Source organism: Dryocola mayonis (genome assembly GCF_051307045.1).
GTDB lineage: Bacteria > Pseudomonadota > Gammaproteobacteria > Enterobacterales > Enterobacteriaceae > Dryocola.
Map to the genome: position 1 here is coordinate 1,658,991 of NZ_CP150452.1, position 23,413 is coordinate 1,682,403.

General features: G+C 56.2%; 21 protein-coding genes and 2 pseudogenes. 8 read left to right on the plus strand and 15 right to left on the minus strand.

What is annotated here, in order from left to right:
• Positions 1-10: 10 nt before the first annotated feature.
• On the minus strand, positions 11-1,342 hold the full coding sequence (gene adiC, locus WLO32_RS08050; RefSeq protein WP_435947870.1) for an arginine/agmatine antiporter: 1,332 nt from the start codon (positions 1,340-1,342) through the stop codon (positions 11-13).
• Between the two features lie 251 nt (positions 1,343-1,593).
• On the opposite strand from adiC, the gene ymdB reads away from it, so the two are divergent.
• Positions 1,594-2,118, plus strand: a complete 525-nt coding sequence (ymdB, locus tag WLO32_RS08055) for an O-acetyl-ADP-ribose deacetylase (RefSeq protein WP_435947872.1) — start codon at positions 1,594-1,596, stop codon at positions 2,116-2,118.
• Complete coding sequence (locus WLO32_RS08060) at positions 2,069-3,556, plus strand: phospholipase D family protein (RefSeq protein WP_435947873.1); 1,488 nt, start codon at positions 2,069-2,071, stop codon at positions 3,554-3,556. Before ymdB ends, WLO32_RS08060 begins: the two co-directional genes overlap by 50 nt.
• 53 nt (positions 3,557-3,609) lie before the next feature.
• Here the strand turns inward: WLO32_RS08060 and mdoC are convergent, their stop codons facing one another.
• Positions 3,610-4,767, minus strand: coding sequence for a glucans biosynthesis protein MdoC (gene mdoC / locus WLO32_RS08065; RefSeq protein ID WP_435947874.1), 1,158 nt, complete (start codon positions 4,765-4,767; stop codon positions 3,610-3,612).
• 294 nt (positions 4,768-5,061) lie between these two features.
• On the opposite strand from mdoC, the gene mdoG reads away from it, so the two are divergent.
• From mdoG to WLO32_RS08080, 3 genes are all read left to right on the plus strand, one after another.
• The gene (mdoG, locus tag WLO32_RS08070; protein ID WP_435948264.1) at positions 5,062-6,597 is read left to right on the plus strand and encodes a glucans biosynthesis protein MdoG; all 1,536 of its coding nucleotides are present in this window, start codon (positions 5,062-5,064) and stop codon (positions 6,595-6,597) included.
• The gene (gene mdoH, locus WLO32_RS08075) at positions 6,590-9,130 is read left to right on the plus strand and encodes a glucans biosynthesis glucosyltransferase MdoH (RefSeq protein ID WP_435947875.1); all 2,541 of its coding nucleotides are present in this window, start codon (positions 6,590-6,592) and stop codon (positions 9,128-9,130) included. The genes mdoG and mdoH overlap by 8 nt, the downstream gene beginning before the upstream one ends.
• Before the next feature lie 153 nt (positions 9,131-9,283).
• The gene (locus WLO32_RS08080) at positions 9,284-9,490 is read left to right on the plus strand and encodes a YceK/YidQ family lipoprotein (protein ID WP_435948265.1); all 207 of its coding nucleotides are present in this window, start codon (positions 9,284-9,286) and stop codon (positions 9,488-9,490) included.
• A 3-nt stretch (positions 9,491-9,493) separates the two neighbouring features.
• Here WLO32_RS08080 and WLO32_RS08085 read toward each other — a convergent pair.
• From WLO32_RS08085 to WLO32_RS08095, 3 genes and pseudogenes are all read right to left on the minus strand, one after another.
• Positions 9,494-9,869, minus strand: a pseudogene (locus WLO32_RS08085) (MysB family protein).
• A 115-nt stretch (positions 9,870-9,984) separates the two neighbouring features.
• Entirely contained in the window at positions 9,985-11,214 is a 1,230-nt protein-coding gene (gene mdtG / locus WLO32_RS08090; protein ID WP_435947876.1) for a multidrug efflux MFS transporter MdtG, read from the minus strand.
• 162 nt (positions 11,215-11,376) lie between these two features.
• Positions 11,377-12,300 (minus strand): Kdo(2)-lipid IV(A) acyltransferase, encoded by a 924-nt coding sequence (locus WLO32_RS08095; protein WP_435947877.1) that lies wholly within the window; start codon positions 12,298-12,300, stop codon positions 11,377-11,379.
• Between the two features lie 227 nt (positions 12,301-12,527).
• On the opposite strand from WLO32_RS08095, the gene trhO reads away from it, so the two are divergent.
• A complete protein-coding gene (trhO, locus tag WLO32_RS08100) occupies positions 12,528-13,577 on the plus strand; it encodes an oxygen-dependent tRNA uridine(34) hydroxylase TrhO (protein WP_435947878.1) in 1,050 nt (349 codons plus the stop codon).
• A gap of 38 nt (positions 13,578-13,615) precedes the next feature.
• Here the strand turns inward: trhO and WLO32_RS08105 are convergent, their stop codons facing one another.
• From WLO32_RS08105 to WLO32_RS08140, 8 genes and pseudogenes are all read right to left on the minus strand, one after another.
• Positions 13,616-14,188, minus strand: a complete 573-nt coding sequence (locus WLO32_RS08105) for a YceI family protein (RefSeq protein ID WP_435948266.1) — start codon at positions 14,186-14,188, stop codon at positions 13,616-13,618.
• A 17-nt stretch (positions 14,189-14,205) separates the two neighbouring features.
• Positions 14,206-14,760, minus strand: coding sequence for a cytochrome b (locus WLO32_RS08110; protein WP_435947879.1), 555 nt, complete (start codon positions 14,758-14,760; stop codon positions 14,206-14,208).
• A gap of 297 nt (positions 14,761-15,057) precedes the next feature.
• The gene (locus WLO32_RS08115; protein ID WP_435947880.1) at positions 15,058-15,171 is read right to left on the minus strand and encodes a DUF2770 family protein; all 114 of its coding nucleotides are present in this window, start codon (positions 15,169-15,171) and stop codon (positions 15,058-15,060) included.
• A 54-nt stretch (positions 15,172-15,225) separates the two neighbouring features.
• Positions 15,226-16,341: an N-methyl-L-tryptophan oxidase gene (gene solA, locus WLO32_RS08120; RefSeq protein ID WP_435947881.1), complete on the minus strand. Its 1,116-nt coding sequence runs from the start codon at positions 16,339-16,341 to the stop codon at positions 15,226-15,228.
• Between the two features lie 132 nt (positions 16,342-16,473).
• Entirely contained in the window at positions 16,474-16,728 is a 255-nt protein-coding gene (gene bssS / locus WLO32_RS08125; protein WP_121267777.1) for a biofilm formation regulator BssS, read from the minus strand.
• A gap of 303 nt (positions 16,729-17,031) precedes the next feature.
• Positions 17,032-17,278, minus strand: a pseudogene (gene dinI / locus WLO32_RS08130) (DNA damage-inducible protein I).
• Positions 17,279-17,352: 74 nt separating this feature from the next.
• Positions 17,353-18,399, minus strand: a complete 1,047-nt coding sequence (pyrC, locus tag WLO32_RS08135; RefSeq protein ID WP_435947882.1) for a dihydroorotase — start codon at positions 18,397-18,399, stop codon at positions 17,353-17,355.
• A gap of 159 nt (positions 18,400-18,558) precedes the next feature.
• On the minus strand, positions 18,559-19,119 hold the full coding sequence (locus WLO32_RS08140) for a lipoprotein (protein ID WP_435947883.1): 561 nt from the start codon (positions 19,117-19,119) through the stop codon (positions 18,559-18,561).
• 151 nt (positions 19,120-19,270) lie between these two features.
• On the opposite strand from WLO32_RS08140, the gene WLO32_RS08145 reads away from it, so the two are divergent.
• Positions 19,271-20,251 (plus strand): GlxA family transcriptional regulator, encoded by a 981-nt coding sequence (locus WLO32_RS08145; RefSeq protein ID WP_435947884.1) that lies wholly within the window; start codon positions 19,271-19,273, stop codon positions 20,249-20,251.
• A 77-nt stretch (positions 20,252-20,328) separates the two neighbouring features.
• On the plus strand, positions 20,329-21,339 hold the full coding sequence (gene gap, locus WLO32_RS08150) for a type I glyceraldehyde-3-phosphate dehydrogenase (RefSeq protein ID WP_435947885.1): 1,011 nt from the start codon (positions 20,329-20,331) through the stop codon (positions 21,337-21,339).
• A gap of 68 nt (positions 21,340-21,407) precedes the next feature.
• Here gap and grxB read toward each other — a convergent pair whose 3' ends face one another.
• Both grxB and mdtH read right to left on the minus strand, forming a co-directional pair.
• Positions 21,408-22,055 (minus strand): glutaredoxin 2, encoded by a 648-nt coding sequence (gene grxB / locus WLO32_RS08155; RefSeq protein WP_435947886.1) that lies wholly within the window; start codon positions 22,053-22,055, stop codon positions 21,408-21,410.
• Positions 22,056-22,130: 75 nt separating this feature from the next.
• Positions 22,131-23,339 carry a multidrug efflux MFS transporter MdtH gene (gene mdtH / locus WLO32_RS08160; RefSeq protein ID WP_435947887.1) on the minus strand — a complete coding sequence of 403 codons (1,209 nt, stop codon included), beginning with the start codon at positions 23,337-23,339 and terminating at the stop codon, positions 22,131-22,133.
• Between the last annotated feature and the right edge of the window lie 74 nt (positions 23,340-23,413).

Here is a 23,413-nt window from a genome sequence, read left to right on the forward strand (position 1 = left end):
CGGGCTCCTGTTAATCGTTAACCACGGGTTTATCCAGCGGGTAGGGATTTTTGTGGCGACGGTTGTAGTTCACCGTGTACATCGCGGTAATAAACATGATGGCGACGAACGACCACATCACCTCCGTCGCGCCTGAACCAACCACCGCCCAGATGCAGTAGACAAACGCGAGCAGCGTCAGGAACAGGAACGGCAGGCGCTGGTTGCCCAGATGCCCCTGGCCGACCAGCATCAGCGCGGCGCAGGTATAAATGTAAGGCACAAGGGTGAAGATGACGGATACGGAAGAGACGATGGCGAACTGCGAGGTGGCGTCCGGGGAGATGCTCGCCAGCTGAAAGAGCGTCATTAAGACGCCGACGATTAAAAGCCCGGCGACCGGCGTCTGGTCTTTATTCACCCTGGCGAATATCGGCGGGAACAGGCCGTCGTCCGCCGCGGCTTTCGCCGTTTGTCCGGCGAGCAGCGTCCAGCCCCCAAGGCTGCCCAGACAGCCGACCGCGGCGCAGAATGATACAATCGCCCCGGCGGTCGGCCCGAGCGCCATACGCGCCGCCTCGCCAAACGGCGAGGCTGAGAGCTTCAGGTCGGCGTTGGGGATCATGCCCATGATGGCGGTCGTTGAGAGAACGTAGCACACGGCCGCAATCAGCACGCCGCCGATGGTGGCGATGGGCACGTTACGCCTGGGATTTTTAACCACCGCCGCGGCCACCGAGGCGCTTTCCACGCCGATAAACGACCACAGCGTGACGCTCAGCGTGCTCTGTATCGCGCCGAAGGTTCCTTTGCCGCTGACGTTCCAGGCGGCCATATAGGTGTCGCTTTTAAACCAGAACCAGCCGAGCACCGCCACGGCGACAATCGGAATAAGCGCCAGAATCGTCGCCACCGCCTGCACGCGGGTGATCATTTTCGGCCCGAGGATGTTCAGCCCGACAAACAGCCACAGGATGGCGATACAGGTTACGGTTAACGGCCAGGGCTGGTTGAGCACCGGGAAGAAGTAGCTGAGATAACCGACGCCGATCACCACCATCGCCACGTTGCCTATCCAGCAGGCAAGCCAGTAAAGCACGTTGGTCTGATAGCCGAGGAAGGGGCCGAACGCGCGTCTGGCGTAGGCGTAAGAGCCGCCGGGGCTGTCGTCGAGGGAGGACATTTTGGCGTACACCATGGATAACGACAGGGCGCCGATAATGGTCACCGCCCAGCCAAAAATAGCGATTCCCCCCGTTGCGGCAAGGCTTGCCGGCAGCAGAAAAACGCCGGAACCCATAATATTGCCCGCCACCATTAACATCACCGGGACCAGCCCGACCTTCTGCGCTTCGCTAGCCATAAACCTACTCCTGCAGTGAGCTGAATTTTTAGAAAATTAACCCCCATAGCAGGCTTAATCGCTGGTTATGCGGTCAATTTCATGTCGGAGCCAGGCGTCAAATCCCCTGCGGGATGCCTGTAAAGGTAAGATGAATCGATCTGTTGGGGCTTTTTTAGACTACCGTCAGCGTTAAACACGGACAGTAAGCGATATACGACGGTTGCCAGGTAAGTTTAGACTATTATCAAAGACTAACTGGAGGTTTCCCAATGAGTGAACGAATGTCGGTAGTTCAGGGCGATATCACAAAAGTCGCTGTAGATGTCATTGTGAACGCGGCCAACTCATCTCTGATGGGCGGAGGCGGCGTGGACGGCGCCATTCATCGCGCGGCGGGACCCGCGCTGCTGGCGGCCTGTAAAATGATTGTTCAGCAGCAGGGCGAATGCGCCACCGGCCACGCGGTGATTACCGAGGCCGGAAATATCCCGGTAAAAGCGGTGATTCATACCGTGGGGCCGGTATGGCGCGGCGGTGCGCATCACGAAGCCGAATTGCTGGAGCAGGCCTACCGCCACAGCCTGGATTTGGCGGCGGCAAACGGCTATCGCACCATTGCTTTCCCGGCCATCAGCACCGGCGTGTACGGCTATCCTAAGGAGCAGGCCGCGCGCATTGCCGTTGACGTGGTTTATAAATACATCGGCATCAGGCCGTTACCTGAAGAGGTGGTTTTCGTTTGCTTTGACGATGAAAACGCCCGTATCTACCAGCAATATCTTGCCCAGCTTTAATATGCAAAAGGATCACGCTACCCGCCTGGGAAGGGCAATCACCCCGACGACGGCCGAGCACCCCGGCCTTAGCGGGATACACACGCTGGCAGACAGCCTGGACGCTTTCGCCGCACGCTACATGCTGTGCGGGATGGCGGAAAAAACCCTGGATGTGCAGTATTACATCTGGGAAGACGACATGTCCGGCAGGCTGCTGTTCAGCGCCCTGCTGACCGCCGCCGAGCGCGGCGTGCACGTGCGGCTGCTGCTGGATGATAACAACACCAACGGCCTTGATGACACGCTGCGCCTGCTGAATTCGCATCCGAACATTGAAATCCGCCTGTTTAATCCTTTCTCGTTTCGCCTGTTCCGCGCCATTGGCTACCTGACGGATTTCGCCCGCCTGAACCGGCGGATGCACAATAAAAGCTTCACCGTAGACGGCGAGACGACGATTATCGGCGGGCGCAACGTGGGCGATGCCTATTTTGGCGCCGGCGAACAGCCGCTGTTTTCCGATCTCGACGTGCTGGCCGTAGGGCCGGTGGTCGCCGACGTGTGCCAGGACTTTGAGCGCTACTGGAACTGCCAGTCGGTGTCGACGCTGGATAAGGTTCTGGACATGGACGAAGAGACGCTGCAGCAGCGCATAAGGCTGCCTGAGGAATGGAAGGACGATCCCATCGCCCGCCGCTATCTCGACCGGCTGACCACCAGCCAGTTCGCCACGCATCTGGTTTCGCGCACGCTTAAAATGTACTGGGCCAAAACCAGGCTGCTAAGCGACGATCCGCGTAAGGGCCAGGGCCGCGCGCGTAACCATACGATGCTGCCGCAACGCTTGCTGAAGGTGATAGGGGAGCCGCAGCGGGAGATAGACATTATCTCCGCCTATTTTGTGCCCACCCGCGCGGGGATAGCGCAGATTCTGGGGCTGGTTCGCAAAGGGGTGAAAATCGCCATTCTGACCAACTCCCTTGCCGCCAACGACGTGGCGCCGGTACATGCAGGCTACGCGCGCTGGCGAAAGAAGCTGTTGCGCCACGGGGTCAGGCTTTTTGAATTAAAGCCGCAGCATGAGGGGCGCAACGTTCCTCATGACCGCGGGCTGACCGGTAATTCCGGCTCGAGCCTGCATGCAAAAACCTTCAGCGTCGACAAGCAGCAGGTCTTTATCGGCTCCTTTAATTTTGATCCGCGCTCCGCGATGCTCAACACCGAGATGGGCTTTGTGATCGAAAGCAGCACCCTTGCTGAAGATATCCATAAGCGTTTTAGCCAAAGCCAGCGGGACGCCGCCTGGACGCTGCGCCTCGACCGCTGGGGCAGGGTGAACTGGGTGGAGAATAACGACGGCAAAGAAATCGTCTGGAAAAAAGAACCGCACACCCGCTTCTGGCAGCGCGTGCTGGTGCGTCTGGTATACCGGCTGCCGGTGGAGTGGCTTTTATAAGGCTTCGCTCTCCTGATGGCTTAAGTTCGGCCATCAGGAGGCACGAGATATTATCAGACGGGTTTCGCGGCTTTCGGCGCGCTATTTTGCGGCTTGCCGGAGAACAGGAAGCGCAATAAAGGAATGCGCAGATGAATCTCGTAGAGCACGATAGCGATGCCGACGACAAATATTAATCCCGCGATAAACCCCAGCGCATTTGAGGCGATATGCGGGGTGATAAAGGCGCCGAAGAACAGCACCAGCGGGTGGTGCACCAGATAAATAAACAGCGATGCGTTTACGAAATAGGTCACGCGCGGCGAGTGGAAGTTGAGCAATTTATGGCCCAGCGAAAACACCACGTTGACCATCCACAGCCCCATCAGCATGGTTATTACGCTTTCGGTTTCATACATCCACGCATCGCCGCTGCCGTAGCGCTGGTTTAACAGGTAGGCGACAAAGGCCAGCGCTGCGCCAGCGGCGCATGCTGGCGAAGGGGTGGTGAATAACGCCTTCAGGTTCGGGCGGGTGAAGGCCAGCGCGCCGAGCAGGAAGAACGGCAGGTAAAAGAGCGTTTGCATCACCACGAAATTAAACAGTCCGTCGCTTAATAACGGCGCGTGAATAATAAAAATGGTCCGGCGGATTGCCCCGTATAAAATCCCGCAGGCGAGAAATAAAATTGAGAGTCTTCCTAACGAAAACGCCGCGTGGGTATTTTCTTTATGTCGCGTAACGTACCTGTTCATCTTTTTAAACAAAAAAAGACAAACTGTCGTTAATACCACCATGACCAGTAAAAACCATAAATGAGAAATCAATTCCCAGACCAGGGTATTGTATTTTTCATAGGCGCTCAGGCTATGCCAGTTCGCCGCTTTACCGTTTACGTACTGCAGCATCAAAAACTGCGGCAGCGTAAGCAAAGGTATCGCCGTAAGCATGGGAATGCCGACGCGCTCAACGCGCACTTTCCACCAGCGCTTAAGCGGGTAGCGCAAAAAAAGCATGTAGGAAAAGTAGCCTGAAATAACAAAGAATACCTGCATCCGGAAGGCGTGGATGAAGTCGTTAAACAGGGTGAGCCACCAGGAGGGCAGGGCGCTGTTCACGTGCCAGCTGTGGCTTGAGTAGATTAATGAGATATGGAACGGGATGCCCAATAACATTAACCAGGCCCGGATGGAATCCAGGAAAAATTCGCGTTGCTGAGGTGCGTTACTCATAATACTCCAGACATTATCGGACTAATCGTCTTATCCTTAAGATAGCTATCCTGCAGGCTCTACGGCTAATTTGGATGACTTTCCGTGGCAACCCTACACTAACCGTGACATTCTGTCTTCCGGGCCGCGTCTTAAAGCGTAAGCAGTTGTCTTTTTTTGCTTAAAGCCTGAGCCGGCGTGCTGAACAAAGCGGGTATTTGGTTGTCGGAAAGCAGAAGTTTCCATTAAAATGGATTGGATTGATTTAAGCACACAAAGGGGGATGTGCTGGTTAATATGAAACATAAACCAAAAATGATGAAAATGTGTGGGCTGGGCGTTGCAGTGATGTTGTCCCTTTATACCACTACGGTTTGGGCCTTCACTATCGATGATGTCGCAAAACAGGCGAAAACATTAGCGGGCAAAAGCTACGAAGCACCGAAAAGCAATCTGCCTTCGCAATTTCGCGACATGAAGTACGCGGACTATCAGCAGATCCAGTTCAACCACGACAAAGCCTACTGGAGCAATTTAAAAACCCCGTTTAAGCTCGAATTCTACCATCAGGGGATGTATTTCGACACGCCGGTGGCCATTAACGAAGTGACGCCAACCGCCGTTCACAAGATCAAATACAGCCCGGACTACTTTAATTTCGGTGATGTAAAACACGATAAAGACACCGTAAAAGACCTTGGTTTTGCCGGCTTTAAAGTGCTCTATCCGATCAACAGCAAAGATAAAAACGACGAAATCGTCAGCATGCTCGGAGCGAGCTACTTCCGTGTGATTGGCGCCGGCCAGGTTTATGGCCTTTCCGCGCGCGGTCTTGCTATTGATACCGCTTTGCCTTCCGGCGAAGAGTTCCCGCGTTTTCGCGAATACTGGATTGAACGACCAAAACCTAACGAGAAAACGCTGACGCTGTACGCTTTGCTGGACTCCCCTCGTGCAACGGGCGCCTATCGCTTTGTGATAACCCCGGGTCGTGACACCGTCGTCAACGTGCAGTCGAAAGTTTACCTGCGCGATAAAGTCGGCAAGCTGGGCGTAGCTCCGCTGACCAGCATGTTCCTCTTCGGGCCGAACCAGCCGTCGCCGACCACCAACTTCCGTCCTGAGCTGCATGACTCCAACGGCCTGTCTATCCATGCCGGCAACGGCGAGTGGATCTGGCGTCCGCTGAATAACCCGAAACACCTCGCGGTAAGCTCTTTTGCTACCGAAAAGCCGCTGGGCTTTGGCCTGCTGCAGCGCGGCCGTCAGTTCTCAAGCTTTGAGGATTTAGACGATCGTTACGATCAGCGCCCAAGCGCGTGGATTTCGCCGCAGGGCGACTGGGGCAAAGGTCGCATCGAGCTGGTGGAAATCCCAACCAACGACGAAACTAACGACAACATCGTGGCCTACTGGACCCCGGATCAGCTTCCGGAGGCGGGCAAAGAGATGAACTTTAAATACACCATCACCTTTAGCCGCGATGAAGAGAAAATGCACGCGCCGGATAACGCGTACGTTGCGCAGACTCGCCGTTCAACGGGCGACGTGAAGCAGTCTAACCTTATTCGTCAGCCGGATGGCACCACCGCGTTTGTGCTGGATTACACCGGCGCGGCGATGAAAAAACTGCCGCAGGATACCCCGGTAACCGCGCAGACCAGCATTGGCGATAACGGCGAAATCGTTGATAGCGAAGTGCGTTACAACCCGATCACCAAAGGCTGGCGTTTGACAATGCGTGTGAAAGTCAAAGATGACAAGAAGCCGACGGAAATGCGTGCGGCCCTGGTCAATGGCGATCAGACACTGAGTGAAACCTGGAGCTACCAGTTACCTGCTAATGAATAAGTCTACCGATACCGCGCCTGACTACATTGAGGCACTTCCCCTGACGGCCGCCGAGAAGGCGGCTCTTCCGCACACCGATCTGCAAGCGGTGCACGAAGCGCTTGATACGCCGGTGCGCCACTACGATCGCGCCGACGACTCTCCTTTAGCGTCCGTAAAAGCTCGCCTTAAGGCGAGCTGGCCGGGTTCGCTGGGCGGCGCTCAGCTGATCGAAGATGAAGAAGGCCGTACGCAGCTCCAGGCGATGCCGAAAGCGACGCGCTCTTCCATGTTCCCGGATCCCTGGCGCACCAACCCTATCGGGCGCTTCTGGGACCGCCTGCGTGGGCGCGAAGTCAATCCTCGCTATCTGTCAAAAGAAGAGGCCGAGGCCGAGCAGAAATGGCGTACCGTCGGGACCATCCGCCGCTACATTTTGCTGATCCTCACCCTTGCTCAGACCGTGGTTGCCACCTGGTATATGAAAACCATTTTGCCGTACCAGGGCTGGGCGCTGATCAATCCTGCCGATATGGTAGGCCAGGATCTGTGGGTCTCCTTTATGCAGCTGCTGCCCTACGTGCTGCAAAGCGGCATTTTGATCCTCTTCGCCGTGCTGTTCTGCTGGGTTTCCGCCGGTTTCTGGACCGCGCTGATGGGCTTTTTGCAGCTGCTGATGGGCAAAGACAAATACAGTATTTCCGCCTCGACGGTTGGAGATGAGCCTATCAATCCGGCGCACCGCACGGCGTTGATTATGCCTATCTGCAACGAAGACGTGGATCGCGTATTTGCCGGCCTGCGGGCGACCTGGGAGTCGGTGAAAGCCACCGGCCAGCAGCAGCATTTCGACGTTTACATCCTCAGCGACAGCTACAACCCGGATATCTGCGTCGCCGAGCAAAAAGCGTGGATGGAGCTGATTAGCGAAGTGCAGGGCGAAGGGCAAATCTTCTATCGCCGCCGCCGCCGCCGCGTAAAACGCAAGAGCGGGAACATCGATGATTTCTGCCGTCGCTGGGGCAACCAGTACAGCTATATGGTGGTGCTGGATGCGGACTCGGTGATGAGCGGCGACTGCCTGACCAACCTGGTGCGCCTGATGGAAGCGAACCCGAACGCCGGGATCATCCAGTCTTCTCCGAAGGCGTCCGGGATGGACACGCTGTATGCGCGCTGCCAGCAGTTTGCGACGCGCGTTTACGGGCCGCTGTTTACGGCGGGGCTGCACTTCTGGCAGCTGGGAGAGTCCCACTACTGGGGCCATAACGCCATTATCCGCGTGAAGCCGTTCATCGAGCACTGCGCGCTGGCGCCGCTGCCGGGGGAAGGGTCGTTCGCAGGTTCCATTCTGTCCCATGACTTCGTGGAAGCGGCGCTGATGCGTCGCGCGGGCTGGGGCGTGTGGATTGCCTACGATCTGCCGGGCTCCTATGAAGAGCTGCCGCCGAACCTGCTGGACGAGCTGAAGCGCGACCGCCGCTGGTGCCACGGCAACCTGATGAACTTCCGCCTGTTCCTGGTTAAAGGCATGCACCCGGTTCACCGTGCGGTGTTCCTGACGGGCGTCATGTCTTACCTGTCCGCGCCGCTGTGGTTTATGTTCCTGGCGTTGTCCACCGCGCTGCAGGTGGTGCATGCCCTGACCGAGCCGCAGTACTTCCTGCAGCCGCGCCAGCTGTTCCCGGTCTGGCCGCAGTGGCGTCCGGAGCTGGCGATCGCCCTGTTCGCATCGACCATGGTGCTTTTGTTCCTGCCTAAATTGCTGAGCATCATCCTTATCTGGTGCAAGGGCTCGAAGGAGTACGGCGGCTTCCTGCGCGTTACGCTTTCCCTGCTGCTTGAAGTGCTGTTCTCAGTGCTGCTGGCGCCGGTGCGTATGCTGTTCCACACGGTGTTCGTGGTCAGCGCGTTCCTCGGTTGGGAAGTGGTCTGGAACTCGCCGCAGCGCGACGACGACTCCACTCCGTGGGGCGAAGCCTTTATGCGTCACGGTTCTCAGCTGCTGCTGGGGCTGGTCTGGGCGGTGGGAATGGCGTGGCTGGATCTGCGTTTCCTGTTCTGGCTTGCGCCAATCGTGTTCTCGCTGATCCTCTCGCCGTTTGTCTCGGTGATTTCCAGCCGCGCCACGGTGGGCCTGCGTACCAAACGCTGGAAGCTGTTCCTGATCCCGGAAGAGTATTCTCCTCCGCAGGTGCTGGTGGATACCGACAACTACCTGAAGCTCAACCGCAGCCGGACGCTGGAAGATGGTTTTATGCACGCGGTGTTTAACCCGTCGTTTAACGCTCTGGCAACGGCAATGGCAACGGCGCGTCACCGTGCAAGCCAGGTTCTTGAGATCGCCCGCGATCGTCACGTTGAGCAGGCGCTAAACGAAACGCCGGATAAGCTTAACCGCGACCGTCGCCTGGTGCTGCTTAGCGACCCGGTGACCATGTCTCGCCTGCATTACCGCGTCTGGTCCAACCCGCAGCGTTATTCTTCGTGGGTGGATAATTACCAGACGCTGACGCTAAACCCGGCCGCCTTGCCGGTAAAGCAGGCTGGCTGAGCTACAAAACCGGTTGGATAAGCATAGCGCCGTCCGACAAACTCTGAAATGCCGACCTTCAGGTCGGCATTTTTTTGCGCTCATCCCGGAGATCGTTATACTCAGCCGGAACAAAACAGGAGAGATGCGTTGTTAAGAGCGATAGTCGTCATTATGGTGGCCTGCGCGCTGAGCGGCTGCGGCAGCATTATCAGCCGTGCGGTGCCGGGACAGGGGCATGGAAATCAGTATTACCCCGGCGTGCAGTGGGACGTGCGTGATAGCGCCTGGCGTTATATCACGGTGCTGGACCTGCCGTTCTCGCTGGTCTTCGACACCCTGCTGCTGCCCATCGATGCCAGCCACGGCCCTTACGAGTAACCGTTACCGTTCATCCCATTCATCGGCTGCGGCGCGGCCTTCTTCGGTATCCAAAGGCGGCTCCAGCTGGAACTCCCCTTCATCCCATTCGTGCAGCGTGTTTTCCTCAAGCCATTCCTGACGCAGCTCTATATCCTCATATTCACCGTCAAAGACGCTTTGTGCGGGCCTCTCCGCTCAGCACTGGTAAACATTCACCGGTTTCGCTGTCATCAGCAAAGAATTCCGCCTGCCACATGATATCGCCATCCTGCAGGATATATTTCTGGATATTGAGCTGCTGTACGTTGGCAGTCTCTTCATCCACCTCCGGGTGGTCGGCGAGGAATAATTCTCGTGCGGCATCAATGGCTTCTTCCAGCGTTGCGTACATGCTCATGAAAATCTCCTTATGGCAGAGGTCAGGGAGCGGGCGCTCCGTAGCGATTTCATGTTAATTGTTGCCGTTGTTCGCAAAGTTGCAAGTATGAGAATTTAACTGACGATAAATTAAGCTAGGAATCGCCGGGAATGCGGATCCTCTCCGGCCGGCTGCGCAGGCTAATCCAGGAATAAAACGCGTTGAACAAAACGACGCTTGCCGTAACGATAAAGACCGTTCGGAAGCCGTAGTTGGCTGAAACGGCGGCGCCGATTAACGGACCGGTAACGTTGCCGATATCGCGGAAGGACTGGTTATAGCTAAAAATGCGGCCGGCAATCTGATTGCTGGCGTTATAGACCAGCAGCGTCTGCACCGCCGGCAGCAGCGCGCCGTCCGCCGCGCCCAGTAAAAAGCGCAGGACGCCAAGCTGCCACGGGTTTTGCACCAAAGACATCGGGATCAGCAGCGCTACGGAGATCGCCAGCGCGCAGATAAGAATTTTCTCCGGCCCGATGCGGTCGCCAAGTTTACCCAGCCGCGGCGCGCTGATAAGGGCCGCCACTCCCGGCACCGAGGCAATCATCCCGCTGATAAACGCAAGGTTGCTGACGCTGCCGGCAAGGTCCCGCACATACAGGGTAAGAATAGGCGCGATGGAGCCCGTGGCCACCTGGATAATCATCGTCGTGACGAACAGGCTCAGCACCAGGCGAGGATTTTTTAGCGAGGTAAGCACCTGGCGGGCGTGAAGCATGTCTTTTTTAGGCACCGGGGTGAAGGCTTCACGAATACAGAAAAAGGTCAGAATAAAGCAGGTGAACAGCACCGCAGCGGTAATGAAAAATACCGGGCGCAGGCCGTAGCTGTCCGCCAGCAGGCCGCCGATTAAGGGCCCCAGCAACGCGCCGCTTACGCCGCCGGTTGAGAGCGTCCCCAGCGCCCATCCGCTTTTGTTGCGCGGCACCTGGGTTGCGATCAGCGCGTTAGCATTGGGCACAAAGCCGCCTAACAAACCCAGCAGCGCCCGCAGGGCGAGAAACTGCCAGATAGTCTGCGCGAATCCCATCAGCACCATCACGATGGCCATCCCCAGCGCCGAGCGCAGCAGCATAATTTTGCGCCCTTTGCGATCGGCAAGGCCGCCCCAGAAAGGCGAGGCGATGGCGGAAAACAGGAAGGTGATGCTAAATACCAGCCCCGACCACATATTCAGGGCGCTATGGCCGGTCACGCCGAGCAGTTCGACATAAAGGGGCAGGAAGGGCATCACAAGACTAAAGGCTGCGCCTGTCAGAAAGCATCCCAGCCAGGCGACGGTGAGATTGCGCTTCCAGTTAATGCTGCTCTCAGGGAGAGTCATAACGCTCCAGATAATCAGGAAAAACCAGCGCGGAAAAGCTGGAAAGAGAAAATATTACCCTGCTAAGTATGCGCCTGATGCGCGGAAAGAGGCAAACCGGAAAGCTTTTTTAGCTAAAGGAAAGGGTTTCCTCCTCCTGGCGAAGGAGAAAACATAAGTAGCTTATTTGTAACGGGAAGGCACCCCTTCAGGGCGCGTTTTGAAACGGCGATGGAGCCACATGTACTGCTCCGGCGCCATCATGATGCACTCTTCGATGATCTTATTCATCCATATAGCCGTGCCCTCAGGCGTTTCCAGAGGCGGTGAAAACTCGGCGGGCAGGATAATCAGTTCGTATCCCCGGCCGTTGGGCTTTCTGCGCGGCACCATAGGTACAATGGCCGCGCCGGACATGCGCGCGAGCGTATAGGTCCCGGAAGTGGTGGCGGCTTCATCTACGCCGAAGAAGGGAACAAAAACGCTCCCGCGCGGGCCATAGTCATGGTCGGGAGCGTACCAGATAATTTCCCCCTGCTTCAGGGCGCGGATCATCCCCTTCAGATCCTTACGATCGATCATGCTCTTGTTCGAACGCATGCGGCCCCAGGTTTGCAGCCAGTCGAGCAGCGCGTTGTCATTGGGACGATAGACGCCGATGCCGGGCGTGTTCATGCCGAACATGCGGGCGCCGAGCTCCAGGGTCAGGAAATGGATGCCGATCAGCAGCACGCCGCGCTTTGCCTCCTGCACCGCGTGGATCTGATCTACGCCGCTGACGTCGCACCAGCGGCGAATACGCCAGGTTGGCCAGAACCAGGCGATGCCGGTTTCCATCAGCCCCAGCCCCACGGACTCAAAGTTTTTAACCAGAATCGCTTCGCGTTCTTCATGGCTTTTGTGCGGAAAAGCCAGCTCGAGATTGCGGCGCGTGATCCTGGCGCGGCGTTTCATAAATCTCAGCGCTAAATGTCCAAGCCCACGTCCGAGGCGATAAATAACAGGGTAGGGCAGCAGGGTAATTAAATAGAGCAAGCCAATTCCAAACCAGGTTCCCCAATAGCGAGGATGAAGCAGTGCGCGCGAGAATTGCGGTAAGTTCGTCATGTCAAACCTTAGTGACGGCAAATGCCGGATCTTCTTGATGGGCTATTGTGACATTTTTTAATGTTTAGCCAAAATTAACGGCGGCAGAATGCCTGATAATTCACCAAATGTTGTTCTTTATGCCAGTGGTTGAGGAAAATGTAGCGCAAAACCCAGGGATGTAAATTAACGTTAATTGCTTTATGATGCGGGCCACTTTTTCTTTCAACGATTGCCGAGCGAACACCATGCCAGTGTTACATAACCGCATATCGAATGAGGAACTGCGTGAGCGCATGCTGGCCGAAACCGAGCCGCGCACCACTATCTCATTCTATAAATATTTCACTATTGATGAACCGCAGACCACCCGCGATGCGCTCTACAAGGCCTTTGTCGCGCTGGACGTATTTGGCCGCGTTTATCTGGCCCGCGAAGGGATCAATGCCCAAATCAGCGTGCCGCAAAGCCGCGTGCAGGCGTTCCGCGAAACGCTGTATGCCTTCCATCCGGCGCTGGATAACCTCCGTCTGAACGTGGCGCTGGACGACGACGGTAAGTCGTTCTGGGTGCTGCGGATGAAGGTGCGCGACCGTATCGTTGCGGACGGCATCGAGGATCCGACTTTCGACGCCAGCGACGTGGGTGAATACCTCATGGCGGCCGAAGTGAACAGCATGCTGGACGATCCTGACGCGGTGTTTATCGATATGCGCAACCACTATGAGTACGAAGTGGGCCATTTCCAGAACGCCATGGAAATCCCGGCGGACACCTTCCGCGAGCAGCTTCCGAAAGCCGTGGATATGCTGCAGGACGATAAAGACAAAAAAATCGTCATGTACTGTACCGGCGGCATCCGCTGCGAAAAAGCCAGCGCCTGGATGCGTCATAACGGCTTCAGGAACGTCTATCACATTGAAGGCGGGATTATTGAATATGCCCGTCGCGCCCGCGAGCAGGGCATTCCGGTACGCTTCGTCGGCAAAAACTTCGTCTTTGACGAGCGAATGGGCGAGCGAATTTCGGACGATGTGATTGCGCACTGTCATCAGTGCGGCGCCCCGTGCGACAGCCATACCAACTGTAAAAACGACGGCTGCCATTTGCTGTTTATTCAATGTCCTGGCTGCGCCGAAAAATTCCACGGCTGCTGCAGCGAAGTGTGCAAAGAGGAGCTTGCGCTTTCGCCGGAAGAGCAGCGTCGTCGTCGCGCCGGGCGTGAAAACGGCAATAAAATCTTTAATAAGTCTCGTGGCGCGCTCAACACCACGCTTGGGATCCCGGACCCGGAATAAAAGCAATGTCTCCCGTTAGCGGGAGACATTTATTTCGCCTACTGACGAACGCCTTCGACAGAAATAATCAGATCCACTTCCTGAGACGCAGGTCCCAGATCGGTGGTGATATTAAAGTCCTTCAGACGAATTTTCCCTTCCGCTGCAAAACCTGCGCGCACGCCGCCCCAGGGATCGTCCCCCTGGCCAATCAGCTTCGCTTCGAGCGTGACCGGCTTCGTTACGCCGTTAAGCGTCAAATTGCCGGTGATATCGAGCTCGTCGCCGTCCTTTTTCACCGCGGTGGAGACAAATGTCGCCTGCGGGAATTTGGTTACGTTGAGGAATTCAGCGCTGCGTAAATGCTTATCCCGCTCGGCGTGGTTGGTGTCGACGCTGGTGGTGTTGATGGTGACGTTGACCTTATCGGCGGCAGGATTTTTCTCATCGAAGGTAAAAGTCCCGTCGAAATCACGGAAAGTCCCGTACAGCCAGCTATAGCCCAGATGCTGGATACGGAAATTGACGAAGGCGTGCTGGCCCTGCTTGTCAATTTTGTAGTCGGCGGCAGCCGCAGAGCCGGTGGTAAACACCAGCGCGCCCAAGGCGATGCCCAGCAGGCTTTTTTTCATCATCATTCGCTCCATAGTTAACGAGAAGATTTCCCCAGCATCCGCATGAGGGTGACGTCTTTATCAATAAAGTGGTGTTTAAGCGCGGCAAGGCCATGAAGAAGCGAGAGGATAACCACCCCCCATGCCAGCCAAAGGTGCAGCGTTCCGGCAAGATCGGCCTGCGCGCCAAAATCGCTGAGCGTTGCGGGCACGTCGAACAGGCCAAACACGCTGATGGGTTTGCCGTCCGCCGTGGAAATCAGATAACCGCTGATCAAGATGGCGAAAAGCAGCAGATAAAGCAGCAGGTGCGCGGCCAGCGCGCTGATACGCGTCAGGCGCGTGTAACCCGCAAGCGAAGGAGGAGGCGGGGAGATAAAACGCCACAGCACGCGGATAACCATCACCAGCAGGAGCACCATGCCGATGCTTTTGTGCAGCTCCGGAGCTTTGTGGTACCAGCCGTCGTAATAGCCGAGGGTCACCATCCACAGGCCGAGGCCGAACATACCGTAAACGGTGAGCGCCACCAGCCAGTGAATAAGCACCGAAAGGTGTCCGTAACGCTCGGGTGAGTTACGCCATTGCATAATTATGCGCCTGAAGATAAGGAATAATAGTCAGAACATAAACCGGCGCTTAACTTTATTGCAACCAAAAACAGGATCGAAAAAGAGAATAAATATCATCATCGAAAAAATTGATTGAAAAAACGGGATGATATTCATCGGAAAAGAACGAAATGGGGTGTTTTTAGCTTTTGTACGTAATAAGAAAGAGATTTTAACGGCTGTGATTTAATCCATCTCTATCTAATTATTTGCACTAAATATATATTTAGTTCAGTGAAGTGTCAGTTAATGTCAATATGCAGGCTGCGTATAAGCTCAATAGAAATATATATAAGCAAGGTCAAGAAGGGCCAGCAGGGTCCATAAAAACAGGTACAGGATTAAATGCTCGCGAATGTTATTGATGAGAAAATGAATAAGCCGGCTCATAAACTCTCCAGTAAAAAACAGGGCTTCGCGCGTCCGGCAAGCCCTGCTCACTTATCAGCGAAAGCGGGAAAGGGAGAAGGGAGAAAGATCGAAATCTACAGCTTTGCCCTGGGCAAACCGGCAGGCAATTTCACCCAGCACGGAGGCAAATTTAAAGCCGTGTCCGCTAAGGCCGGTGATAACCAGCGTATTGTCGTGGCCGGGCAGGGTGTCGATAATAAAATCCTCATCCGGGGAGTTGTCATAGGTACAGGCTGCGCCGTGCAGGCAGACGCCCACGCCGGGCAGAAACTTACGCAAAAAGCCGAAGACCTCGCTGCCGTCGCTTGCTACTGAACCAAAGGGTTTACGCTGTTCCGGCCCGCTAATCGTCTGGCCGCCGTCGTGCCTGCCGATTTTCAGCTCGTTGTCCTGCGACGGGAAACCGTAGTACTGGCTGCCGTCCGGCATTTCGCCGGTAAAAGCCGGGAAGCGGTTCTCCTCGCTGTAACGGCCGTCCGCCTGGTGCCATGCGAAAATCTTGCGTACCGGCGTGACGGGCAACTCCGGCAGCAGTTTAGTCACCCAGGTCCCCGCGCTTACCAGAAGCTTGTCGGCGGTGAATTCACCTTCGGCCGTTTCAACGACCGCGCCGTCATCCGTATGGCGAATGGCCGTTACCGCGCAGTTGAACAGCTGGGCGCATCCGCCCTGTTTTGCCAGGCGAATATAGGTGGCGACGGCGAGCTCGCTGCGCAGGACGCCGGAGTCCGGCTCAAACAGGCCCACGTAGCCTTCGGGCACGCTGATATTCGGCCAGCGCGCCATGACGGCCGCGGCGTCTAACTTCGCAAGGGGCAAGGAGAATTTTTCCGCGCTGCTTTGTACATTAGAGATAAACGCTGAATTCTCAGGACCGAGGTTGATAACCCCGGTGCGGTGGAAGAGTTTTTCGCCGCCGATCTGCTCCAGCGCATCCCACAGCTTCTGGGCGCGCAGCACCAGCGGCACATACTTTTCCCCTTCGCCATAGGCATGACGCATCAGCCGGGTGTCGCCATGGTGGCTGCCCTGCTGGTGGGGCGGATGGGCGCTGTCGATCATCAAAACCTTCAGGCCGGAGTGGGTGGCATAGCAGCCGGCCGCAGCCCCGACGGAACCGCTGCCCACGATGATAAGATCATAATGCATGTCGCTTTTCTCAACTCCTGGAAATATCACTAGCAGAGTAATTAATTCTCCAGTAGCAGGCAATTAAACGCGGCGTAAAAATAAAAAAGGCACCTCGAGGGTGCCTTGGATTCTTAGCTGTAGCATCGACAATCAATGCTTACGATGATCGTTTACCTGGTATTCACTGGATTCAATTTTTGCGATGCCGGCCTCTAAAATAGAAATAAACTGCCGGGCAACATCCGTGGTTAACCATAACGTCTGACCGATCTCTGTTTCATCAACCTTCTGTTTATTTGACGTCAGGTAGTGCAGGCGCAGCATCAGCGCATCGTAGCTGTCTACGGTGCTGATGTCCCATCCGACAAGGGGATGGGTCTGAATTACATCACTATTTTTTTCCATCATAACCCCTTATGTGCGTGTGTTTAAGACAACGGCTGGCGAGGTTCAATGCTTGTTAAATGTGAAGCCAGTTAAGTATATCAATGATTAAGCTATTTCGCGGAGGAAATAAATACCCTGCAACACTTTTTTCATCTGCATGAGCTTAATTGAACAATAAAACGGCAGCTGATTCGAATAATTACGTCAAATCGCGATAGCAATCAGAATAGTGCCTTAAAAATAAACGCGCAGGGGCAGGAGAAATGAAAAAAACCGGATGGCGACACCCGGCAAAAAAGAACTACGAGGGATAATTTTTATTTAATCTGCGGAAAACCAGTCATCGGCGCTCTCCCAGGTTTCCTGGAGAATTTCGCTGATGCGGTCTTTATCTTCTTTGGGCCCCGCCCAAAACGGAAAGGTTGTTGCCCGCGGCATAGCGCACCTGGACATGGCTGTTGGTTTCCGGGAAATGCTGGGTAATACGGCGAGTTAATTCCTGAGCCAGAGCGTCAACGGCGCCCGGCGGTAACTGCGTGGTTTTAGCAATGGTCACTTCAATACGCATAACAACCCCCTGTACAATATACTGTTTATTTATACAGTCTTAACGTGCATCCTGCAACAGGGGGCGTGAAATATTTATGCTTTTACCGACCAGGCAACCTGTTCGCCGGCAAGGAACGGCACGATACAGTCGTCGCTGGTGGCGATGGTTTCGGGGATCAGCACCGGCTCGCGCACCAGTTCGATAGTCTCCTCGTTCACCGGCAGACCATAGAAACGCGGGCCGTTGAGGGAGGCGAAGGCTTCGAAATGCTCGAACGCGTTCAGCTCTTCAAAGACGGTCGCATACGCGCCCAGGGCTGAAGGGGCATTGAAGCAGCCTGCGCAACCGCAGCTCGCCTCTTTACGATGGCGCGCGTGAGGCGCGGAGTCGGTGCCCAGGAAGACGCGCTCACAGCCGCTCGCCACCAGCGCGCGTAAGGCTTGCTGGTGAACGCTGCGTTTCAGGATCGGCAGGCAGTACAGGTGCGGGCGCACGCCGCCAACCAGCATATGGTTGCGGTTGAACATCAGATGCTGCGGGGTAATGGTCGCGCCCAGCAGAGCATTGCCTTCCTGCACGTACTGCGCCGCGTCTTTGGTGGTGATATGTTCGAATACCACCTTCAGGCCCGGCAGCTGCCGGCGCAGCGGCTCCATGACGGTTTCAATAAAGCGCGCTTCACGGTCAAAAATATCGATTTCAGCCTGCGTGACCTCGCCGTGGATCAGCAGCGGCATGCCAATTTTCTGCATCCGCTCAAGGACAGGCATAATCGCCGCGGTGCTGGTCACGCCGTGGCTGGAGTTGGTGGTGGCATTCGCCGGATAGAGCTTGGCGGCGGTAAACACGCCTTCGTTGAAGCCGCGCTCAACTTCGTTCGCGTCCAGCGAATCCGTCAGATAGCAGGTCATCAGGGGGTCGAAGTTATGGCCCTGCGGCACCGCGTCCAGAATGCGCTGGCGATACGCGATAGCGGCTTCCACGGTGGTAATCGGCGGCACCAGGTTAGGCATCACAATCGCGCGGCCATAGGTTCCAGAGGTCGCGGGCACCACGGTTTTCAACATCTCTCCATCACGAAGATGAACGTGCCAGTCGTCTGGGCGGCGGATTTTTAATACCTGAGGTAATAGGGTCATGAAAGTGCTCCGGCTGGAAGGGAAAATCAGTCAACTTTGGGCTGGTTTTATGCCGGGCACTAAGGATAGGCGTAATCGTTTTCGTTTGCACGCCTTTGTTGCGGCTTTTGCCAGGAAGAGCGTTCAGGGCATGAAGGCCCTTGCCCTGAACGGCGTCAATTAGTTGATAAAGGGAATAACGATTTCGCCGGGCTTCACTTCCAGACCCTTCGCGTACTTCTTCGCCATCGCTTCGCCAGAATTTCTGTCCTCGCTCAGGATATAAGCGGGCTGCTGGTTGAAGTAGCTGCGCAGCGACTGGTTCAGATAGGGAATGATGGTCTGCAAAAGGGTCTGCATTTTTTCCGGCTCGACGGTGGCATCGACCACCTCCATCTCCTGCAGATAGATGGCGCCTTTTTCTTTGTTAAAGGCGGGCAGGGCTTTGAGCTTAAGTTTGATGTTCGCTTTCTGATTGCCGAACAGGGAGGTCATGTCCAGCTTCGCATCGCCGGTCAGCGTCACTTTGTTCGCCTCTTCGCGGCCGATTTGCGAATTGAGATTGGTCAGCACGATATGCGCATCGGCAACGCCCGGCAGGCCGATATTTTTAGAGAAGTTATTATGCCTGGCCAGCGCCTGGTTAATTTCCTGTTCGCTGACGGTGTACTGGGTAAGCTGATTGCAGCCGACGACTAATCCGCTCAGTACCAGCGCGGCCGCAAAAATAATTTTCTTCATGGAGTTCCTCAACATCCTGCTTTGGCGTCAAATCGTGACACAAAGCAGCATGACGCACCAGCGCAAGCCGTGCTACAGGAAAAGGCTGAAACCGCGGCGTTCTCCGGGCGGTCCTTCTTGACTTATTTTGCCTTTTTTGTATTTTAAGGACATGCATACCTTTCTGATTATTGTCCCCGACGGGGGCATGTTATTCGAGCCTACGGGCATCGCCGATATTCTTACGCAGGCAAATCGTCTGCGGCAGAAGGACTCCCTTACGCCGCTCTATCAGGTGACGATCGCCACTACCCAGCGGCACCGCGTGGTCCACGGCGGGTCGGGTTTAAACCTGCTGGCCGACTATCGGCTGGCAGAGCTGGATCCCAGCCTGCCGCGCGATACGGTTATGATCACCGGCAGGGGAAACAACGTGGAAGAAAGGGAGGCGGTGGTGGAGTGGATGCGCCGGGCGGCTCCAAACATCCGTCGTATCGTCTCCGTCTGCGGCGGCGCTTTGCTGCTGGCCGCAGCGGGCCTGCTTGACGGGCACCGCGCCACCACCCACTGGCGTTTGCTTGAAGAGCTGCAGGAAGCGTTTCCCCGGGTCAGCGTTGAGAAAGGGCCTATCTATATTCAGGATGGCCATATCTGGACCTCGGCGGGCGTCAGCTCGGGTTTCGATCTCACGCTGGCACTGGTTGAGGACGACCACGGCTTTACCGTAGCCCGCGAGGTGGCGCAGGATTTGGTGATGTTTCTGCGCAGGCCCGGCGGGCAGTCGCAGTTCAGCCGTTTTCTGCTTACCCAGGCCAGCACTCCCGGACCGATTCGCGATCTGCAATGCTGGATCCTTGAAAATCTCTCCGGCGATCTGTCGGTCGAGGCGTTGGCCGGGCGCGTGGCCATGAGTCCGCGTAACTTCACACGAGTTTTTACTCGCGAAACCGGCGTCAGCCCGGCCAGATATGTCGAAGAGGTTCGCCTGAACGCCGCCCGCCAGCACCTTGAGCAAAGCTCCGACAAGCTTGAGCATATCGCGGCGGTTACCGGCTTTGGCAACGGCCTTAATCTGCGTCGCGTTTTTGAGCGCAACCTCCAGCTCACCCCCTCCGATTACCGGGAACGTTTTGCTGCACGCAATATGGCGTAAATTGATCCTTTATCGTCGTTTACGCCATCAAACCTTCGCCTTACTCTGACTGCAGACAACTCAACAAGGAGTAAATCATGGTCAAAGTAGGCATTAACGGGTTTGGCAGAATCGGCAGAAACGTGCTGCGCGCCGCATTGGGCCGTAACGATTTCCAGGTTGTGGCTATCAACGATCTCACCGACAGCAAAACGCTCGCGCATCTGCTGAAATACGACTCCCTGCAGGGGACGCTGGCCGCAAGCGTTGAGGCGTCCGAAGGCCAGCTGCTGCTTGACGGCCAGGCCATTCGGGTCTTCAGCGAAAGGGATCCGGGCGCGATTCCCTGGAGCAGCGTCGGCGTTGAGCTGGTCATCGAGGCCACCGGGTTCTTCACGGATAAAGCCAAAGCGCAAGCGCATATTACCCAGGGCGGCGCGAAACGCGTGATTCTCTCGGCTCCCGGTAAAAATGATGACATCACGGTGGTGATGGGCGTCAATCACGAGCAGTACGATCCGGCTTTACATAAAGTTGTCAGCAACGGCAGCTGCACCACCAACGGCCTGGCGCCGGCGGCGCAGGTGCTGCATCAGAGTTTCGGCATCGAGCACGGCCTGATGAACACCACTCACGCCTATACCAACAGCCAGGCGCTGCATGACCAGCCGGAAAAAGATCTGCGCGGCGCACGCGCAGCCGCGCTCTCTATCGTGCCTTATTCCAGCGGCGCCGCTAAAGCGCTGGGGAAAGTTATTCCCGAACTGGAAGGGCGCCTGACCGGTTATTCCCTGCGCGTCCCGGTGCCGGTGGTGTCGATAGTCGATCTGACCGTCACCTTAAAGCGCGAGGTAACGGCGGATGAGGTGAACGCCGCTTTCCGTAAAGCGTCGGAATCCGGCCCGCTGAAGGGCATTCTGGGCTACAGCGAAGAGCCGCTGGTGTCGAGCGATTATCAGGGCGATGCGCGCTCATCTATTATCGACGGGCTTTCCACGCTGGTCATCGGAGGCAACCTGGTGAAGATCCTCGCCTGGTATGACAACGAATGGGCCTTCTCAAACCGTCTGGTTGACCTGGCGGTTCTGATGGATCAGAAAGGCCTGTAGCCAGCCGTAAGTCATAAAACGGTCAGCCTGTTTGGGCTGACCGTTGGTTTTATAAATACCGCAATAAATTAAATGGCGATGGAGGAGAGCAGGTTGACCTGCGTTTGTTTCGCCATATTGTCACGATAGTCCCTGACCCTGCTTGGGTACTCAATGCCGGCCACCAGCGTCAGGTTACGCAGCAGCGGGAACAGCTGAATATCGTCTTCAGACAGCTCGCCGTTGACGGCATTTGGCTGCACGATGAGCTTATCGAGCTTGCGTAAATCATCGCTTATTTTCTTAATAAGTCCGGGCGAGTGCGCAAGATGCTCCTCGAACGAGCCGATCATCGCCTCTTTCTTTTTGGTGAAATAGGCGCGCGCTTCGGGGGTTTCAAACTCATCGAAAGGCGCTTTTGCGATGCGCGGCAGCAGCAGGTGCTGCACGTAGGTGTTTACCTGACGCAGCCATTCGCCGATGGCCGCGTTGGTTGGGCCGGTCAGCAGCGGTTTGCCATCAAGCTTGTCGATATAGTGCACGATATCCATGCTTTCCGGCAGGTAACGGCTATCGTCTTTTTGCAGAATCGGCGCCACTTTCTTGCCGACCATTTTCGTCGGCGTGGCTTCGTCGTCGTTTGCCAGCACGTTAAGCTCAACGGGGATATTCTTCAGCCCAAAAATCATGCGCGCCTTCACGCAGAACGGGCAGTGCTCGTAAATATATAATTTCACGTTCTCCTCCATTTACCAGTGGCGGACTAAATCCGTTAACCATTCAGTATGGAAGAGAACGCCTGAGCCCGCAAACTAAGCGCCGGGCTCCAGCATCGAGGGCGCGACGGGTTTCAGGCTGAACTGCCACCATAAAGCCAGCAGCGTGATAAAGCCAACGATCCCCAGCATCACCCACGGCAGTTCGGGCCGGCTGAGGCTTTTGCCGGCGTCAAAAAGCCAGCCGCCGCCCGCGTAACCAAAGGCGCCGCCGATGGCAAGCCCCAGCCGGCTGAATCCCATATAGCTTCCGCGCGCCCTGGAATCCGCGAGGGATGCGCCAAGCGTTTCGCGGGCAGGCTCAGCAATGATCGAGCCGATATAGAACACGCAGATCAGGGTAAACAGCTGCTGTAAATTGCTGGTCAGGCCGACGGGCAGCATCGCCAGCGTCATCAGCAGCAGGCCGGCCATCAGGCGCTGCTCAAGGCGAAAGCGCTTTTCGCTCCAGCGGGCGATGGGGTAGAGCAAAGTTAACGAAAGCGCAGCCTCAATGGCGTACATCCATTTTACCGCCGACGGCGTGCCGGCAATTTCGTTGACCATAATGGGCAGCATCAGCATTACCTGCACGGCCAGCATGTAATAGCCGGCGAGCGTCAGCACGTAGGTCACAAAGCGTTTGTCGCGCAGCACGCGTCCCATGCCTTCAAGCATCGGCGTGCGGATAGTCGAAAGCTTATAGGCGGGCAGCAGCCAGGCGTTAACCGCCGCGCAGATAATGAACATCACCGCGCCTGCGGCGCACACGAGACGAAAATCATACTGCAACAGCCAGCTGCCCAGCAGCGCGCCGATTACCGCGCCCGCGCTGTCCTGCATCATCAGCAGCGAGAAGAAGCGTCCGCGCTGGTGCGGGCGCACAAGCTTCACCACTAACGCCGCGCGGGGCGGGTCAAAGAGCGTGCCGCCGATGGCTGAGATAAAGCAGGAGAGCCACAGCACCCAGGGTTCATGGGCGATCCCCATCAGCGCAAAACCTGCCGCGCGCAGCAGCATGCCGGTGACGATCATCGGTTTGGCGCCCAGTCGGTCGGCAATCGCGCCGCCGAAAATGCCCAGCCCTTGCTGGGTAAGCTGCCGCAGGCCCAGGGCGATACCCACCATCAGCGCCGCCCAGCCCATCTGATCGACGAAACGAATAGAGATTAAAGGGAACACCACGAAGAAGCCTAATACCACCAGCATGTTATCGAGCAACAGGAAATATTTACCCAGGCTCCTTGCCTGCGCCACCCGCGACATCTCCCCTCCAGGGAATCCTGAAAATGTGACAGGAATCCATTCTCTCTTGTCTTTACATTTTTTGACACGGTGGC